This window comes from Microbacterium sp. B19(2022) (genome assembly GCF_012030385.1).
GTDB classification, from domain to species: Bacteria; Actinomycetota; Actinomycetes; order Actinomycetales; family Microbacteriaceae; genus Microbacterium; species Microbacterium oxydans_B.
Genome location: NZ_JAAUVO010000021.1, coordinates 16,856 through 33,810, shown reverse-complemented (window position 1 = coordinate 33,810; position 16,955 = coordinate 16,856). Strand labels below are relative to the sequence as shown.

The window sequence follows — 16,955 nt, the reverse complement described above, 5'->3', positions numbered from 1 at the left end:
GGTGGCGCCGGCTGGGGGCGGGTTGGATCACCAGCACTCCGACGACGCAAGTCGCTCGACTCACCTCCACGGAAGGAGCAGATCATGGCTCGAGTGATCGTCCACGCGACCGTGACCCTCGACGGGTTCCTGGCGGATGGGGACGGCGGAGTCGACTGGATGTTCGGCCGCCCCTCCGCTCCCGAAGACGATGTCGTCGTCGAGAACGTCATGAAGAACATTGGCGCCATCGTCGGCGGGGCGAACAAGACGCAGACCATCGACGACGGAGAGATCCCCTACGGCGGCATGCTCAAGGTGCCGGTCTACCTCATGACCCACAGCGAGCACGAGCCGATCGAACGCGACGGGATCACCTACACGTTCGTGGTCGACGACATCGCGCAGGCGGTCGAGTCAGCCGCGCAGGCGGCGGGAGACAAGTGGGTCAGCCTCCTCGGAGGGAGCATCTCGCGACAGTGTCTCCAGCTCGGGCTCGTCGACGAACTCCACCTCGACGTCGCGCCGGTCCTGCTGGGCGGCGGCATCTCGCTGTTCGCCGGTCTCGGGCAGCGCATCGAGCTGGAACGCCTGGAGACGTCGGCCTACGCGAGTGAGACCCACCTTCGCTACCGCGTCCTCCGCTGAGACATCTCACCGAGAACGCGTCCGACGAATGCGTCAGTCGTCGCTGCGGCTGAAGATCCCGCGCAGAACGAGGAACACCACCACGGCGACGACCGCGACGATCGCGAGCTTGAAGATGAACGCGAGCACCGAGAACAGCGCGCTCACGATCCACCACGCGATCACGACGGCGAGGATGACGCCGAGGATGGTCCAGATGTTCTTGGTCATACCTCCAGCCTACGGAGTCGAGGCTGAGGGGATCTCCTCGAGCGAGCGATAGACGGGCAGTCCGCGCTCCTGGGCGATCTCGACATCCTTGTCCGCACCCGACGACTCACCGGGAAGGCGCAGCACGGCGTCGCAGTGCTGCAGCATCCGGTGCGCCGTCTCGTACATCACATCGCCGTCGCCATCACAAGCTTCGGCGGCATCGAGGGTGCGCAGGATCGGCAGTGCCACCCATTCGCCGATCATCGGCACGTGGCCGAGACGGAAGATCGGCCCGGAGGCCTCTTCGAGGCGCGCCAGGTTCCGGGCGATGAGTTCGGGGTCGCCGCCGGTACCCGAGCGGTACGGACCGGCGATCAGGATCAGGAGTGGTTTTGTCATGGAGATGACTGTAGTCTGAATCATGCAAGAACGTCCAACTTCGTGAGGAAACATATGCTGGCCGCGCAACGCAAAGACCACCTGCTCGCCCTCCTCGACCGCGACGGACGGGTGGTGGCGAAAGCCGTCGCCGACGAACTCGGGGTTTCGGAGGATGCCATCCGCCGCGACCTCCGTGAGCTCGCCGACGAGGGAAAGCTCCTCCGCGTGTACGGCGGCGCGCTTCCGCTCGCCGCGCCCGAACCCCCGGTTCGCGAACGCACCGCGCTGGCGACCGAGAGCAAGGAACGCGTGGCCCGCGCGGCCGTGGCCACCATTCGCCCCGGAGCGACGATCGTCCTCGATGCCGGCACGACCACGCTGGCGATGGCCCGGATGCTGCCCTCCGGCACAGGAATCACCGTCATCACGGCGAGTCCCGCCGTCGCCCTCGCCGTCGCCGAGCACTCGGACGCGCGGGTGATCATGATCGGCGGCGAACTCTCCCGACACTCCCTCGTAACGGGCGGCGGGCTGGCGATCGAGGCGATCCAGCACCTCGCCGCCGATACCTTCTTCCTCGGCGCCACCGGCATCGATCCCGAACGCGGCCTCACCACGGGCGAACTCGACGACGCCGTGACGAAGCGCGCACTGGCCTCGCGCTGCACCGAGACCGTCGTGCTCGCGAGCGAGGAGAAGATCGGCGCCGTCGCGCGCTACCCCGTGCTGGCACTCGATGCCGTCACCGCGATCGTCGCCGACCCCGCCGACACCAACCCGCTCATCGCGGAGATCGAGGGACGGGTCGGAGGAGACTGACCCCGCTTCGGGCCCGAGACGGGCGGGAACCTCAGACGTAGAGCAGATCCTGGGCGACCGCATCCCTCCACCCGGGAACGGCGAGGCGTGCGGGATCGTCCCATTCGCCGCCGACGATCTGCGCGAACGCCCCCTCGACACCGAAGAGCTTCTCGAGCGGGGTCCAGTCGGACTCCCCGGGCATGGGCACGAGGGAGCGCTCCTCGAGCATCCCGGGGTGGATCTCCTCGATCAGCGACAGCAGGCGCACGCCCGTGTGCACGGGCCGCAGCGCCTCGGCATCCGTGACGTGCAGGATCACTCCCTCGCAGGCGTCACCGGCGTGATCGCGGACCAGCGGTGTGAAGCCGTAGGGAACCGCGGTGATGCCGGGAAGCCGGGCCGCCGTGATGGCTGCGGCATAGCGCTCCCCGTCGATGAAGGGCGCCGCGATCACGCGGAACGGCACCGCGGTGCTTCGCCCCTCCGAGACGTTCACGCCCTCCGCCAGGCAGGTGCCGGGGTACAGCAGGGCCGTCGTGGGGCTGGGGAGGTTCGGGGACGGCGGCATCCACGTGCCCTCATCCACGCGGCGAGCCGTATCGCGAGACCACCCGTCCACCGTGACGACTTCGAGTTCGACATCGATCCCGCGCGTCCGCACCCAGTGGCGGGCCAGCTCGCCGATCGTGAGACCGTGCCGAATCGGCATGCTCCAGCGTCCCACCAGGGACTGCGCCCGCTCGTCGAGCATCGGTCCTTCGGCCCGGTCGAGGCGGCCGCCGATCGGGTTCGGACGATCGAGCACCACGACCGCCACACCGGCATCGGCGCACGCCTCGAGCACGTGGCTCATCGTCCAGATGTACGTGTAGAACCGGGCACCGACGTCGGGCAGATCGATCAGCATCACGTCGAGGTCGGCCAGGTCGGAGGCGGCAGGACGCACGGCGTCGCCGTACAGACTGCGCACCTCGACGCCGGTGACCGGATCGACGAGATCTCCGACGAGTTCACCCTCTCGCGCACGCCCGCTGAGTCCGTGCTCGGGACCGAAGAGCCGAGTGAACCGCCATCCGGTCTCGGCCAGCGGCTGCCGTCCGCGTCGGAGATCGGAGGTGAGCGCGAGGTCGTTCGTGACCATCCCGACGCGACCCCCTTCGAGGCGCGCGAGCAGATCGGGACGGATGTCGCGTCGGATCAGGCGGTCGATGCCGAGAAGCATGGGATCAGTCGATTCTGTGGTCGGTGACGGCGTTGTAGGTGCGCTGCAGGTTGTCGGAGATGGTGTCGTAGTCGGCCTGCGCGATGCGGGTGAACAGGAAGTCGAGCACTGCGAGCTGGGCGATCCGACTCGCCATCGCGCCGGATCGGAACGTCGACTCCGAGACCGCGGTGACGAGGACCAGCGAGCAGACCCGTGCGAGCGGAGACCGGGGATTGTTGGTGATGGCGATGGTCGTCGCCCCGGCGCGGGCTGCGACCTTGGCCGACTGGACGATCTCGAGAGTGCGACCGGAGTGCGAGATCGCGACCGCGACATCCCGCTCGTCGAGGAGTGCGGCACCGGTGAGCGCGAGGTGGAGATCGGTCCGCGCCTGCGCCACGAGTCCCGCGCGGTGCAGCTTCTGCTCCAGGTCCTGCGCGGCGAGGCCGCTGGAGGCCGCGCCATAGATGTCGATGCGGCGGGCGGCGCGCACCGCATCGACGCAGCGCTCCAGTTCGTCGATGTCGATCTGCCGTGCCGTGCGTTCGATGGCCGACGCCTCGGCGAACGCGATCTTGCGCACGGTGGTGAGCGCGTCGTCGTGCCGGCTGACATCGCTCTCCGACACCTGGAACCGCTCACGGTCGGAGGCGCTGCGGTCGAGCTCGGTCGCGAGAGCGAGGCGCAGATCCGGGTACCCGGAGAACCCGAGGCTCTGCGTGAAGCGGGCGATGCTCGCGACCGATGTACCGCAGGCGGCGGCGAGATGGGTGATCGAGTTGTCGACCACGCTCTGCGGATCGGCGAGCACGTGCGTGGCGATGCGGCGCTCGGTGGGCGTGAGCGCGGACAGGCGCTGATGGATGGCGGTCATCGCACTGGTGGACACGGCACCAGGATGACACGACCATGTTACGAATGGAAGTAATTTTCGGAAAGGGCTTGAGTTTCTGTAAAAGATTCCCCAAAGTGGGCGGAGGCTTTCACAGCAGAGATGCCCCGGTCCCGCCGACGGCTCTCACAACCGAGAGGAACACCATGCGATACCGCACCACCCGACTCGCGTTCACCGCAGGTCTCCTGGTCACGGGGCTGGCCGTGGCCGGATGTGCACCCGCGGCTTCCAGCGGAGAGGCCGGCGGCGAGGACGTCACTCTGAAGATCTGGTCGTGGCAGGCTTCTTCCTCCCCCAAGTGGGAAGCCGTCTTCGACAAGTACGAGGAATCGCACCCCGGCGTGACCATCGAGTTCGAGGGCTACCAGCCGACCGAGTACAACCAGATCCTCGCAACCGGCCTCGAGGGCAGTGACGGCCCCGACATCGCCATGCTCCGCGCGTACGGCGGCATCCAGCCGGCGATCCAGTCCGAGCAGATCGTCCCGATCGACGACATCGTCGACGGGCTCGACCAGTTCGATCCGACCGTGCTGCGCGCGGCTCAGGGCAAGGACGACGGCAAGACCTACGGCGTGCCCTTCGCGTACCAGACGATGCAGATGTTCTACAACAAGACGATGTTCGACGAGATGAAACTGAAGGAGCCGAAGGACTGGGACGAGTTCATCGAGCTCCAGGAGAAGCTCCTCGACGAGGGCGTCACCCCGATGGCCCTCGGCGCCCGTGAGGACTGGGTCCTGCCGATGTTCCACGACATCGTCGGTTCGGCGAACTACGGCGGTGCCGACTTCGAGGAGAAGGTGCTCGCCGGCGACGTCGACTTCACCGACCCGGCCTACGTGTCGTCGCTCGGGATCGTCAAGGACATGCAGAAGTACCTCGACAAGAACGTCAACGCGATCGCCGTGGCGGATGCCGTGCTGCAGTTCACGTCGGGTCAGGCCGCGCAGTGGCCCGGCGGCTCGTTCGACCTGCCGACCTTCCAGAACTCGGCACCCGACACCGAGTGGGGCGTCTACGAGGTGCCGCCGGCTCCGGGCAGCGCGCTCGACCACGCCGTCACCCCCGGCTACGCCGACGGCAGCTTCGGCATCAACGCCTCCAGCGACCAGCAGGAGGCCGCGACAGAGCTGCTGAACTGGATGACCACGAAGGAGTTCGGCCAGCTCGTCGCCGACGAGGTCGACCAGTTCTCCGCCCTGCCCGGTGTGAAGTACTCCGACCCGCTGATGCAGGAGATGAACGAGCAGTACACCGCCAACCCGGCGCCGTACCTGCTGCTCGTCGACTTCCGTTACGGCGACCCGACCGGCACGGCCGTGCTCGGACCGGACATCCAGGCGATGTTCCTCGGAGACAAGACCCCCGAGCAGCTCGGCACCGACCTGCAGACCGGGATCTCCACCTGGTTCACCCCCGCATCCTGACCCGACCGTGAGGGGCGCCGGCCTCGGCGCCCCTCACGCAGCGAAAGAGGCATCATGGCCCTGACCCTCCCCCTCCGCCGGGAGAAGACACGGCGCTCACGCGCGGGAATCGCGCTGTCGACCCCGACCGCGACGCTGTTCGTCCTTCCCGCCGCGGTGCTGTTCGCCGTGCTCATCCTCTATCCGATGCTCGCCGCGCTCAGCTATTCGTTCTTCGACTGGCAGGGAACCAAGCAGGGCGGTTTCGCCGGCGTCGCGAACTACATCACCCTCCTCACGAAGGAGCCGTACGCCTCCGAGCTGTGGAACGCGTTCGGACACAACCTGCTGCTGTTCGCGGGCGCACTCGTCTTCCAGAACTCGCTCGGCCTCGGCATCGCGACGCTGCTGCACCGTCGCAAGCGCACCAAGCGCTTCTTCCAGACGATCTTCGCGCTCCCCTACCTCGTGAGCCCGATGGTCATCGGCTACCTGTGGTCGCTCATGCTCTCCCCGCTGTTCGGTCCCGTCAATGCGATCCTCCGCGGCGTCGGGCTCGAGAGCCTCGCCCTTCCATGGCTCGGCGACCCGCAGCTCGCGATCTGGGTGATCGTGCTCGTGAGCGCCTGGCAGTGGATCGGCTTCCCGATCCTGCTCTACGGCGCAGCGCTCGGCGGCATCCCCGAGGAGATCGAAGAAGCCGCCGCCCTGGACGGCGCCACCGCAGGCAAGCGCTTCCGGTACATCACCCTCCCGATGCTCACGCCGACCATCGGCATCATCACCGTGCTCACCTTCATCGGCAGCATGGAGGCCATGGCGATCCCGTTCGCGCTCGCGGGCTCGAACGGCGCCCCGGCCGGATCCACCGACGTGATGATGCTGCTCTTCTATCGCACCGCGTTCGAGTCGGGGAACCCGAACTCGATCGGCGTCTCCTCCGCGCTCGCGACCGTCCTGTTCATCTTCATCATGGTGATCTCGGTCGTGATCACCTCCACGATGCGTCGCGCCGAACGAAAGCTGTTCTGATGAGCACCGCCACCGAACCCCGCACCGAGCCGACAACCGAGGCGATCGTCTCGGGCCGCCCCTCCGCACCGCGTCGCCGCACGAGCCGCACCTCGGACACCCCGTTCATCGGGCGGCTGTTCGCGAACATCTTCCTCTGGGGATATGCCCTCATCGCGATCGGCCCCCTGCTGCTCATGCTCAACAACTCGCTGCGCACCCAGCAGCAGATCGCGACCGAGCCGCTGGGCCTCCCGGTGCCGCCGACCTTCACGAGCTTCCAGAGCGCGTGGATCACGGCATCCTTCGACACCTACTTCCTCAACTCCATCACCGTCACGGTCGGGTCCGTCATCGTCACGACGGTGGTGTCCGTGCTCGCCGCGTACGCGTTCGCCCGGGCGAGGGCGAAGTTCTTCCGCGGCATCGAGGCGGTCTTCCTCTCCGGGCTCATGCTGCCCGTGCACCTGGCGATCCTTCCGCTGTTCTACCTGCTCGACTCGCTGAAGATGACCAGCAACGTATTCAGCCTGATCCTCGTCTACGGCGCTCTCGGCATCCCGTTCACGACGTTCGTGCTGACGGTGTTCTTCCGGGCGCTGCCGATCGAGCTGGAAGAAGCCGCCCGCATCGACGGAGCCGGTCCGTTCCGCACGTTCATACAGATCCTGCTGCCGCTCGTGCGGCCCGCCCTCGCGACCGTGATCGTGTTCCGCTTCGTGCCGGTGTGGAACGACTTCTTCTATCCGTTGATCCTGCTGCGCGACCGCGACTCCTACACGCTGCCCGTCGGGCTCACCCGCTTCTTCGGCGAATACTCCACCGACTGGCCGCAGTTGTTCGCCGGGCTGACGATCGCGACGATCCCGCTGATCGTGCTGTTCCTGCTCGCGACCAAGCAGATCATCAACGGGCTCACCTCCGGAATGAGCAAGTGAGGCGCCCGTGGTGAACGGCGCGCCGGGCTCGGCGTGGGCCTCGTTGCGGAGCACGCACCGAGGGGGTGCCGAGGAGCTGACGCTGCTCGGCACCCCCGCGGACGACGACCCCGAGCCGCTCGGCGCTGATCATCTGTTCGACCTGGCCTCGCTCACGAAGATCTTCACGACCGTTGCCGCGCTACGCCTGGCGGATGCCGGGATGCTCGACCTCGATGAACCGGTCGCGCCCGTGCTGCCGGTCGGCACGGGCACGGGTGCCGCGCTCATCACCCCCCGGCACCTGCTCACGCACACCGCTGGGCTTCCGGCCGAAGGCGGCGCGTGGCGATCGGGGCTCGCGGGCGAAGAACTGCGCTCCACCGTGCTGCGAAGTACACTGCGCGCCGAGCCGGGCACCGCGCACCTCTACTCGGACGTCGGATTCATCGCCGTCGGTGAGCTGATCGAGCGGGTCTCGGGCCGCTCTCTCGCGGAGCTCGTCGCGGACGCGGCCACGGTCATGGGCGCGGAGGCACTCACCTGGAGCCCTTCAGTGACCCGTGCGGTGGCCACCGAAGTGCAGCCGCATCGCGGGCTGGTCCGGGGAGAGGTCCACGACGAGTTGGCGCACGCGCTCGCTCGCCCCGCGGGTCACGCCGGGCTGTTCGGGACCGTGCACGACGTCGCCGCCCTCGCCCGCACGATCCGCGACGGCGGCGAGGGGGCTCGTGGGCCGGTTCTCTCTGTGGAGAGCGTGCGCCTGATGGTGACACCGGTCGTCACCGCGGCGGCGGGCTACGGCCAGGCGGTCGGTCTGCGGGTGCGGGACTCGGCGTGGATGGGCGAGGTGCACGCCGTCGGCCACACCGGCTTCACCGGCACCGCCTTCGCGGTCGATCTCGACTCCGGAGGCTGGGGCGTGCTGCTGACGAATCGCGTGCATCCCTCACGGGAGGGCGCCGATGTGACCGCGGTGCGCCGGGACTTCTTCCGGACGATCGTCTGAGGTCCCCGCCTGCCCTTCGCGCTCCAGTAGCGTCTTCCCATGAGCTTCACGCCCCTCCGGTCCCGGTCGCGCAATCTCTACACCTGGTTCGCCACACGCCCTGATCTCTTCGTCTCCGAGCGCTCGCCCCGCAAGTCGGCGACCTGGCTCGTGATCGCCGGGCTCATGGTGGTCGTGATGCTCCTCGTCTACCTCAACCCGGAGTCGACGGCCGAGCTCCTCGGCGGCCGCGTGCGCAGCGGACTCGCGATCGCCGGTGCCTTCTTCCTCCCGCCGGCTGTCTTCGTCGCCGGCATCGTGATGTTCTTCGTCAGCGCCCGACGCTGGCGGATCAAGGGCGGAGGCGTCCTGACGAATCCGGTGATCCACGGTGTCGCCGCGGGATTCCCGCTCGATCAGACCGTGTCCGCGCTGCAGCGCGGCAGCTCCGACAGCGCCGGCATCGTCGCCGCACTGAAGGACGTGATCGAACACCGGGGCGATGACCGACTGCTGACCATCTGGACCTCCGACGCCGATCGGGCGATGTACATCGGCGTGATCCGCGTCGCGGGGAAGGAGCTCTGGATCGACTCCGAGCCGGTCGCCGTGGACCCCGCGCTCTTCTTCGACGCGAAGGAGCTCAACCGCACCGCGACGCGGGAGCAGGCCGGCCTCGGCGGTCGCTGAACCGCGCCGGCGTCCCGAAGGCGCTGATCAGACCTGGGCGGGACCGAGCCCTGGGAACTCAAGCGAGGTCTGCTCCGGATCCCGCCACGCACGGTGCACGAGGGTGCCGGGGCTCGTCGCTCCATAGGCATCCCGCAGCGCGGCGACGCATCGCTCGGCGAGTTCCCGGAAGTCGCTCGCGTACGCGGGCAGCGGGAGCTCCGAGGTCCAGTTCGGCTGCGCGGCTCCCGGCTCGTTCCATCCGGCGGCTCGCAGCACCGCCTCATCGGCATCCGCGACCAGATCGCGCGCCGGCGCCTCAGCGTAGAGCGTCTCGGGGTCTCCGGCGAACTGCACGTAGCGCAGCGGGTCGCCATCGACCGAGACGATGAGGAACACGCCGTCGGTCACACCGCGGAGCGCCGTGATGAGGCGAAGAGTGAACGTTCCCCAGGCCGACGGCTCGGCGTCGGACGGCCGCGGGACCGGGCGCTGCGCCACGCCGTCTCGGGTCGACTGCGCCCACGGCATCGGCTCGGGTGTGCGCGTGGTCGTGAAGACGAGGTCCCGGTCGTCGGCGGGCACGAACTTGAGCCACGACTGCAGCTCGAGCCGCTCGAACCCGAACCTCTCGAACCCCTGCTCGGCTGCGCGCGGATCGCGGGTGTCGAGGCGTACCAATGTTCCGTCGCCGGGCTCGACGGTGACCGGGATGCCGCGATACGTGCCGCGGTGCGCGACGCGGAAGCACTCCAGCTGTTCGTCGGGTGCGATGTTGCGGACCCACCCGTTCCCGATCTTCCGGAAGCCTTCGACCGGGGTGGGGCTCCAGAGCGCCCAGTTGCCGCCCGGGCTGGCGAGCGGGTACTCCGTGTCCCCGGCGCGGACGTATCGTCCCGACTTCTGCATGGTCAGCACCCCGGATTCCGGATCGGCGCCGCGAGCACGCGCATCATCTTCGGCCACCGCATGCTGCACGTCATACGAGCCACCCTAAGCGAGCCGTCCGACCTCGCGGTCGACGACGACCGTCAGTCTCCCTCGCCCCGATCGGCGAGCAGCGCGTGCAGGTGCCCGGCGGCCGCGAGGAGCGCGACGCTGCGTCGTGTGAGCGCGACCAGCCGGTCCTGGAGGATGCGCTGCACCTCGCCCGTGTCGGCATGCTGCCGCACGTGTTCGAGGATGCGCGAGATCGCAGGGATGCCGTAGCCACCCGCGCGCAGGGCGGCGACGATGCGCGCCTCGGTGATCGCCGCCGCGCCGTACGACCGCGTGGATGCCGTGCCGCGAAGCGGATGTACCAGCCCTTCCCGCTCCCAGTGACGCAGCGCGGACGGGCGGATGCCGAGAGCCTGCGCGAGTTCGCCGATGGTCATCGCGTCCGCGTCATCGAAGTCGTCGTCAGCCTCGACCAGAGCGACATCGAGGCCGTGCAGGGCCTCGCGCACCCGGGAGCGATCGTCCGCGAGGCCGACATGCACCTCGTCGATGCGCTCGGCCGCGGCGTCGACCGAGGCGCCGATCAGAGTCGGCATCAGTCGCCGGGCGGGCACAGGGCCGATGGCGGCCGCCATCGCACGATAAGCGCGCGCGGCGGTCTCGTGCCGCCCTGCGTAGCGGCGATAGCCGTTGGCTCCGCGCTCGGCCGGAGGGATGACCCCGAGCCACTCCAGGTCGCGCACCTGCTGCGTCGAGTAGCCCACGCGTCGTCCGAGCGCAGCCGTCGTGATTGCATCCTCTTGAGGGTTTGACATTAGATTCACCCTCCTTTCGGCATCAAAGTCCACATAAGCACGTGAACCTCATCATTGAGGGATGACAATGCAGGAGATCATCGAAACAGTCCGTGGCTTCGACGGCGCCCTCGTCGTCACCCCCGAAGAGGGCAGCGACTTCCCCGCGCTTTCCTGGGGAGACGCCTACTTCTATCACGCACCGGACGGGCGGATGCCGGAGCGCACCCAGCCGTACGGAACGATCATCACGAAGGACTACCCCGACGACACGACATCCGTGCTGGATGCGCCAGGGCGGTTCCGCGTCAACATCAACGTCGGCCGCGAGCGCGCGGTGTCACTCGTCGCCGTCGGCCCCGCGCCGACGGAGGTCGACGTGTTCCACCGGCATCCGCTCTACGGTGCGGCCGGGTGGGTGTGCGTGATCGACCCGGGCGAGCGAACCGAGGGCGCCGTGCTCGATCTGCTCCGCCAGGCGCACGAGTCCCTACGACAGCGGGCCGAGCGGCGGGCGAGGCGAGCATGACCACTCCCCAGGGCATGACCGAAGCCGACCGGCGGATCGTCGCGGTGTGGGCCGCCGACTGCGCCGAGCGGGTGCTGCCTCTGTTCGAAGCGGAGGCGCCGGACGACGACCGCGCCAGAGACGCCATCGCGAGAGCTCGGGCCTTTGCCCGGGGCGAGCTCACCGCCGCCGGCGAGATCCGTCGGCGATTCGTCGCGGGCAGGGCTGCGCACAGTGCGAGCTCTCCGGCAGGGGCTGCAGCCGCCCGTGCCGCCGCGCAGGCCGCGGGCGTCGCACACATGGGCGCCCATGCACTCGGAGCGGCGGCATACGCCGCGAAAGCCATGGAGCTGGCGCATCCGTCGAATCCATCGGCCCGCGCCGAGGAGGTGCGCCGGCAACTCGCCGCCCTCTCCCCTGAGGCATCCGCCGCTCTGCGCGCACTCCCCCCGCTCGGCGAGGATTCCGCGGGCCCTCTCGGCCCCGGCCTGCTCGCCACCGGCACGCTGGGCGAGGTGATCCGCGAGCTCCAGGCTCACCTCCGCTGACGCGTCCTCCCGAGCTTCAGCCCCGATTCAGCCTCTACCGGCCACACTGGAGGAATGCGGATCCTGGTGGTGGACGACGAGGTGCGCCTGGCCGAGGGTGTGCGCCGCGGCTTGGAGGCCGAGGGCTTCGCCGTCGACGTCGCGCACAACGGCGTCGACGGACTCTGGCGGGCGCGGGAGACCCGGTACGACGCGATCGTGCTCGACCTGATGATGCCGGGCATGAGCGGCTGGAAGGTGTGCGAGGCGCTGCGCGCCGAGGAGAACTGGACGCCCGTGCTGATGCTGACCGCCAAGGACGGCGAGTGGGACCAGGTCGAGGCGCTCGAGACCGGAGCCGACGACTACGTCACCAAGCCGTTCTCATTCGCGATCCTCGTCGCCCGCCTCCGCGCCCTCGTGCGCCGCGGGGCCGTCGCGCGCCCCGCGATCCTGGAGGCCGGCGACCTGCGACTCGACCCCGCCGCGCACCGGGTCTGGCGCGGCGATACCCCCGTGACCCTCACCGCACGGGAGTTCTCGGTGCTGGAGTACCTCATGCGCCACCGGGGTCAGGTCCTGTCGAAGCGCGCACTCATCGAGGGTGTCTGGGACGACGACTTCGACGGCGACCCGAACATCGTCGAGGTCTACGTCGGACACCTGCGCCGCAAGGTCGACAAGCCGTTCGGCCGCGAGGCGATCGAGACGATCCGCGGTGCGGGCTACCGGCTGGCGGCCGACGGTGGCTAGGCGCAGCTGGCGCTCGGTGCGCGGGAGGACCACGCTCGGGGCGACGGTCGTCGTCGCGGTGGCCCTGCTCATCGGCGCGTTCTCGTTCTACGGCGTGCTCAGCGCCAGCATCCACGGCAGCACGGAGCGGGCGGCCGAACAGCGCCTCGACGAGCTCGCCGAGCGCAGCGACGGACCGGGCCGCGGCGGGATCGACTCCCTCGAGGACGAGTTCGTGCAGCTCGTCGGCCCGGACGGATCGGTACGGGCGGCCAGCGAAGACGCCAGGGAAGCGCTCGGTTCCGCGGCCCTGCCCGTGTCCGACGACCCGCAGACGCTGACCGTCGACGGGGAGCAGATGCTCGTCGTCTCGGACGACCTCGATGACGACCAGACACTCGTGCTGGCCGTGTCGATGGATGACGACGCCGAGACCCTGACGACGGTCGCGACCCTGCTCGCCATCGCCGTCCCCCTGCTCCTGCTGCTCGTCGCGGTGACCACCTGGCTCGTGGTCGGCCGCGCACTCCGTCCGGTCGAGCGCATCCGCGAGAAGGTCGACGGCATCACCGCCGAGCGCCTGCACCAGCGCGTGCCGGTGCCCGAGACCGCGGATGAGATCGCGGCGCTCGCGACCACCATGAACGGGATGCTCGATCGACTCGATGCCGCGGCCACCGCGCAGCGACGTTTCGTGTCGGATGCCTCGCACGAGCTGCGCTCTCCCCTCGCGACCATCCGTCAGCACGCCGAGCTCGCGCAGGCTCACCCCGACGTGACGAGCATCGGCGAGCTCGCGGAGGTCGTCTCGGAGGAGGGGATGCGCCTGCAGGGCATCGTCGAGTCCCTGCTGCTGCTCGCCCGCCTCGACGAGGGCGCGAGCACGCACGACGAGGCAGTCGACCTCGACGACATCGCGCTCGGTGAGGTGCGCCGGCTGCGCGCGGCCGGATTCGATGTCGACGGCTCCGGCATCCGGGCGGCCAGGGTGAACGGTGATCCCCGTCTGCTCGGGCAACTGGTGCGCAACCTCGCCGACAACGCCGTGCGGCACAGCCGCGGCCGGGTCGCGATCGGCGTGACGCCCTCCGGCGGGCACGTGTTCGTGACGGTCGAAGACGACGGCACCGGCGTGCCCGCCGAGGAGCGGGAGCGCATCTTCGAGCGCTTCGTGCGCCTCGATGACGCGCGCAGCCGCGACGCCGGTGGCAGCGGACTGGGTCTCGCGATCGCCCGCGGCATCGCCGCATCTGCCCGCGGGACGCTCGCGGTCGACGACTCCCGCTGGGGTGGCGCCCGCTTCGTCGTCACGCTGCCGCTCGGCGCCTGAGCGCGGATCCCCCCGTTCCTGAAGACGGCTTCAGGAGGCTTCAGGGAGGCTTCAGCGCCCGCGCGAGACCATCAGGACATGGACGACAAGACACCCACCCCGGACCAGACTCCCGACCAGACTCCCGCGAGCACCCCGGATGCGCAGACCGTCCCGGTCGCGCCCGCTCCCCCCGCCACGGCTCCGACAGTCGACGCCGGGCAGCACCCGACGTTCGCCGCGGCCGAGCCGGTCGCCGCCCCCGCCGCATCCGAGGCCAAGCCCGGACGCAAGCGCGCCCTCCTCATCGGCGGCGGCATCGCTGCGGCCGTGATCCTCGCGGGCGGCGGCATCGCAGTCGGCGCGGCGATCGGCGACGAGTTCGGCGACGACGACGACCGCTCTTCGATGTCCGACGGCCCCCGTCACGACGAAGGAGCGCCCCAGGGCGATCACGACGACGATCGACAGGACGACGACAGCACCTCGTCGAACGACCGCGGCCCGGTGACCGGCATCGGCACGGCATCGGCCGACGAGCTCATCGAGATCGCGGATGCCGCACGAGGCGCCGCCGAGGGCGAGGTCACGTCGATCGATGCGAAGCGCGACGGCACCTGGGAGGTGCAGCTCACGACGACCGACGGGACCGAGACCGACGTCCGCGTCGACGAGAACCTCGCGGCTTCCGTCATCGAGACCGATCCCGCTGACGGCGACGACACCGGTCCCGCGCTCACCCTCGACGACGCGGCGATCCGCTCGCTGGTCGATGCCGCGCTCGCCGAGGCCGACGGCATGATCACCGACCTCGATGTGGACGGCGACGACGTGAGCCCCTACGACGCGTCGGTCCTCACGTCGGACAACCGTTCGATCGACATCGACTTCAGCGCCGACTTCGCCGTCGTCGGAACCGACATCGACTGAGCCGAGGGCCTCGTCCCCCCGCCGTCCTGCGACGTCCGAAACGCCCGATGCCGCCGTTCCTCCCCCGGGGGCGGCGGCATCGTCATGCGCCGGGGCGGACACGGCGACGGATAGCATTCAGGGATGAGCACCTCCGGACCGATCGACGACATCTCCATCGGCGGCGAAGTGATCCGCCTCGGACAGTTCCTCAAGTTCGCCGGCCTCCTCGACTCGGGCGGCAACGCCAAAGAGGTCATCATCGACGGGTATGTGACCGTCAACGGTGAGGTGGATCGACGCCGCGGACGCCAGCTGCGCGACGGCGACCTGGTGTCGTTCGAAGGCCGAACGGTGCGCGTCCGTCCCTGACGCGGGAGCTCAGCGGACGTCGCACGGCAGGACCTTCCGCACGGTCACGACGATCAGGGCGATCAGCAGGCCGACCAGAGTCACATCGGCCACGATGTACGCGTAGTGCGCCCAGTTGGTCCCGGCGGCCGCGAGTCCCGCGATCACCAGATCGCTGCGCTGATTCAGCACGGGGCGGATGACGGCGACCTCGACGAGGTAGACGAGCCAGATCGCGCCGAGGATCCCCAGCGTCGCGCGCCCCGCCCGCGCGCGCACGCTCACCACGGTGAGGACGATCAGCACCACGCCCGCGAGCACGTTCAACGCCGTGAACACGAGCCGCCCGATGCCCAGTCCGATCGGGATCGTGACACCCGGCGCCAGGAACTTCAGCGGCGCCTCCAGGAACGAGAGGGCGATGATCGCGCCGAGCAGGAACGCCGGCAGCAGCAGACGGAGCGCCGTGGTGGTCCGTGCCATGCCTGTCACCGCTTCCCGTCGCCCACAGATGGATCCGCGTCCGACGCTACCCCGGCCCTGTGATCGAGGCGTCGCCGAGCACCGTGCTTAAACGCTGCTCACAACCACTCGAACACCTGCTCCACGAGGATTCCGACGCCGATGACGGTCATCGCGATGCCGGCGAGGCGGGTGACCAGCGAGCTCGCGCGCGGCCGGGTGCGCAGCAGGCGGCGGGCGAGCAGTCCGACCGTCGTGTAGACGACCGCGATGTTGAGCAGGTGCAGTCCGCCGAGCGCGAGCATCTGCGTCGTCGACGACCAGCCGTCCGGACTCGTGAACTGCGGCAGCAGGGCGAGCAGGAGAAGCAGTCCCTTGGGGTTGATGCCGCTCACTCCCGACCCTCGCAGGAACTGCGACCATCCGCCGGTCGCGATCGGCTCCCCGCTCTCGGCGATCGGAGCCGGGCGGCTGGCGAGCGTCGTCGCGCCGAGGAAGATCAGGTAGAGCGCCCCGACCACGGTCAGGGTCGTGAGCGTGACCGGATACGCGGTGACGAGCGCGCCGAGCCCCAGCGCAACGGCGACGATGACGACCGTGTAGCCGGCGAGCATCCCGAGGATCGACGGCGCGATCGAGCGGGCCCGCAAGCCGGCCGAGATCGCGTACGCCCAGTCGGCGCCGGGGGTCAGCGCGAGCATGACCGCGACCAGCCAGAACTGCATGACCAGTGCGATATCCATGGGTCCTCCTCAATCCGAGGAAGAGACTACGAAGGATTCTGCGAAAGGTGCTTCGATTCTTCGCGTACTCGCGACCGATTCCTGCAAGACTTGTCGCCATGGATGCACTTGACCGGGAGATTCTCTCGCTGCTGCAGGATGACGGCCGGATGAGCGCGACGAACCTCGCTTCGCAGGTCGGTCTGAGCCTCTCCGCCTGTCATCGACGGCTCAAGGAGCTGGAACAGTCCGGGGCGATCGAGCGGTACCGCGCGGTGGTGGCTCCGAAGGCGGTCGGGCTCACGTTCGAGGCCATCGTGTTCGTGACGATCGGGCGCACCGACAAGGACACCATCGTCGCGTTCGAAGAGGCGGTCGTGGCCATCCCCGCGGTCGCCGAGGCGCAGCGCCTGTTCGGCGACCCCGACTACATGCTGCGCATCCTCACCCGCGACATGAGCGCGTACCAGGAGCTCTACGACAGCACCCTCGGAGCGCTCCCCGGCGTGCAGCGGCTCACCTCGACCATGGTGATGAAGCGCCTCGGCGCCGACCGCGCGGTGCCGATTCCCTGAGGCACCCAGCGACGGCACCGCCGGCGGACGCGC

General features: G+C 69.2%; 22 protein-coding genes. 14 read left to right on the top strand and 8 right to left on the bottom strand.

Annotation, left to right across the window (positions count from 1 at the left end):
• The first annotated feature begins 84 nt into the window (after positions 1-84).
• Positions 85-627 (top strand): dihydrofolate reductase family protein, encoded by a 543-nt coding sequence (locus HCX50_RS16720; protein WP_167635107.1) that lies wholly within the window; start codon positions 85-87, stop codon positions 625-627.
• Positions 628-660: 33 nt separating this feature from the next.
• On the opposite strand, the gene HCX50_RS16715 is transcribed toward HCX50_RS16720, so the two are convergent.
• Both HCX50_RS16715 and HCX50_RS16710 read right to left on the bottom strand, forming a co-directional pair.
• Complete coding sequence (locus HCX50_RS16715; RefSeq protein ID WP_047522894.1) at positions 661-837, bottom strand: hypothetical protein; 177 nt, start codon at positions 835-837, stop codon at positions 661-663.
• A 9-nt stretch (positions 838-846) separates the two neighbouring features.
• Positions 847-1,218, bottom strand: coding sequence for a DUF4406 domain-containing protein (locus tag HCX50_RS16710; protein ID WP_167635106.1), 372 nt, complete (start codon positions 1,216-1,218; stop codon positions 847-849).
• A gap of 54 nt (positions 1,219-1,272) precedes the next feature.
• Between HCX50_RS16710 and HCX50_RS16705 the strand changes: the two genes are divergently transcribed.
• Positions 1,273-2,019 carry a DeoR/GlpR family DNA-binding transcription regulator gene (locus HCX50_RS16705; protein WP_167635105.1) on the top strand — a complete coding sequence of 249 codons (747 nt, stop codon included), beginning with the start codon at positions 1,273-1,275 and terminating at the stop codon, positions 2,017-2,019.
• Between the two features lie 31 nt (positions 2,020-2,050).
• Here HCX50_RS16705 and HCX50_RS16700 read toward each other — a convergent pair whose 3' ends face one another.
• Together HCX50_RS16700 and HCX50_RS16695 are read right to left on the bottom strand one after the other, a co-directional pair.
• Positions 2,051-3,223, bottom strand: a complete 1,173-nt coding sequence (locus tag HCX50_RS16700; RefSeq protein WP_167635104.1) for an exo-beta-N-acetylmuramidase NamZ family protein — start codon at positions 3,221-3,223, stop codon at positions 2,051-2,053.
• A gap of 4 nt (positions 3,224-3,227) precedes the next feature.
• Positions 3,228-4,094: a MurR/RpiR family transcriptional regulator gene (locus HCX50_RS16695; protein ID WP_244175903.1), complete on the bottom strand. Its 867-nt coding sequence runs from the start codon at positions 4,092-4,094 to the stop codon at positions 3,228-3,230.
• Between the two features lie 149 nt (positions 4,095-4,243).
• Between HCX50_RS16695 and HCX50_RS16690 the strand changes: the two genes are divergently transcribed.
• The 5 genes from HCX50_RS16690 to HCX50_RS16670 are packed head-to-tail and all read left to right on the top strand — an operon-like array spanning position 4,244 to position 9,115.
• On the top strand, positions 4,244-5,530 hold the full coding sequence (locus HCX50_RS16690) for an ABC transporter substrate-binding protein (RefSeq protein ID WP_091030604.1): 1,287 nt from the start codon (positions 4,244-4,246) through the stop codon (positions 5,528-5,530).
• 54 nt (positions 5,531-5,584) lie between these two features.
• Positions 5,585-6,541: a carbohydrate ABC transporter permease gene (locus HCX50_RS16685; protein WP_091030601.1), complete on the top strand. Its 957-nt coding sequence runs from the start codon at positions 5,585-5,587 to the stop codon at positions 6,539-6,541.
• Complete coding sequence (locus HCX50_RS16680) at positions 6,541-7,458, top strand: carbohydrate ABC transporter permease (protein WP_136041938.1); 918 nt, start codon at positions 6,541-6,543, stop codon at positions 7,456-7,458. Before HCX50_RS16685 ends, HCX50_RS16680 begins: the two co-directional genes overlap by 1 nt.
• Positions 7,459-7,468: 10 nt before the next feature.
• Complete coding sequence (locus HCX50_RS16675) at positions 7,469-8,446, top strand: serine hydrolase domain-containing protein (protein ID WP_337749994.1); 978 nt, start codon at positions 7,469-7,471, stop codon at positions 8,444-8,446.
• 39 nt (positions 8,447-8,485) lie between these two features.
• Entirely contained in the window at positions 8,486-9,115 is a 630-nt protein-coding gene (locus HCX50_RS16670) for a hypothetical protein (protein ID WP_167635102.1), read from the top strand.
• 27 nt (positions 9,116-9,142) lie between these two features.
• On the opposite strand, the gene HCX50_RS16665 is transcribed toward HCX50_RS16670, so the two are convergent.
• On the bottom strand, positions 9,143-10,060 hold the full coding sequence (locus HCX50_RS16665; protein ID WP_167635101.1) for a TY-Chap domain-containing protein: 918 nt from the start codon (positions 10,058-10,060) through the stop codon (positions 9,143-9,145).
• A 65-nt stretch (positions 10,061-10,125) separates the two neighbouring features.
• Positions 10,126-10,848: a MerR family transcriptional regulator gene (locus HCX50_RS16660; RefSeq protein WP_205829327.1), complete on the bottom strand. Its 723-nt coding sequence runs from the start codon at positions 10,846-10,848 to the stop codon at positions 10,126-10,128.
• Between the two features lie 61 nt (positions 10,849-10,909).
• Between HCX50_RS16660 and HCX50_RS16655 the strand changes: the two genes are divergently transcribed.
• From HCX50_RS16655 to HCX50_RS16630, 6 genes are all read left to right on the top strand, one after another.
• Entirely contained in the window at positions 10,910-11,356 is a 447-nt protein-coding gene (locus tag HCX50_RS16655) for a DUF6194 family protein (RefSeq protein ID WP_167635100.1), read from the top strand.
• A complete protein-coding gene (locus HCX50_RS16650) occupies positions 11,353-11,883 on the top strand; it encodes a putative immunity protein (RefSeq protein ID WP_167635099.1) in 531 nt (176 codons plus the stop codon). Before HCX50_RS16655 ends, HCX50_RS16650 begins: the two co-directional genes overlap by 4 nt.
• A gap of 54 nt (positions 11,884-11,937) precedes the next feature.
• Positions 11,938-12,615, top strand: a complete 678-nt coding sequence (locus HCX50_RS16645; protein WP_167635098.1) for a response regulator transcription factor — start codon at positions 11,938-11,940, stop codon at positions 12,613-12,615.
• Positions 12,608-13,924, top strand: a complete 1,317-nt coding sequence (locus HCX50_RS16640; protein ID WP_167635097.1) for an ATP-binding protein — start codon at positions 12,608-12,610, stop codon at positions 13,922-13,924. Before HCX50_RS16645 ends, HCX50_RS16640 begins: the two co-directional genes overlap by 8 nt.
• Before the next feature lie 78 nt (positions 13,925-14,002).
• Positions 14,003-14,833 (top strand): PepSY domain-containing protein, encoded by an 831-nt coding sequence (locus HCX50_RS16635; protein WP_167635096.1) that lies wholly within the window; start codon positions 14,003-14,005, stop codon positions 14,831-14,833.
• A gap of 123 nt (positions 14,834-14,956) precedes the next feature.
• On the top strand, positions 14,957-15,184 hold the full coding sequence (locus HCX50_RS16630; RefSeq protein WP_167635095.1) for an RNA-binding S4 domain-containing protein: 228 nt from the start codon (positions 14,957-14,959) through the stop codon (positions 15,182-15,184).
• Positions 15,185-15,193: 9 nt separating this feature from the next.
• Here the strand turns inward: HCX50_RS16630 and HCX50_RS16625 are convergent, their stop codons facing one another.
• Both HCX50_RS16625 and HCX50_RS16620 read right to left on the bottom strand, forming a co-directional pair.
• A complete protein-coding gene (locus HCX50_RS16625; protein ID WP_167635094.1) occupies positions 15,194-15,646 on the bottom strand; it encodes a hypothetical protein in 453 nt (150 codons plus the stop codon).
• A 98-nt stretch (positions 15,647-15,744) separates the two neighbouring features.
• Positions 15,745-16,368, bottom strand: coding sequence for a LysE family translocator (locus tag HCX50_RS16620; protein WP_167635093.1), 624 nt, complete (start codon positions 16,366-16,368; stop codon positions 15,745-15,747).
• Between the two features lie 98 nt (positions 16,369-16,466).
• On the opposite strand from HCX50_RS16620, the gene HCX50_RS16615 reads away from it, so the two are divergent.
• Positions 16,467-16,922 carry an Lrp/AsnC family transcriptional regulator gene (locus tag HCX50_RS16615; RefSeq protein ID WP_029264299.1) on the top strand — a complete coding sequence of 152 codons (456 nt, stop codon included), beginning with the start codon at positions 16,467-16,469 and terminating at the stop codon, positions 16,920-16,922.
• Positions 16,923-16,955: the final 33 nt, after the last annotated feature.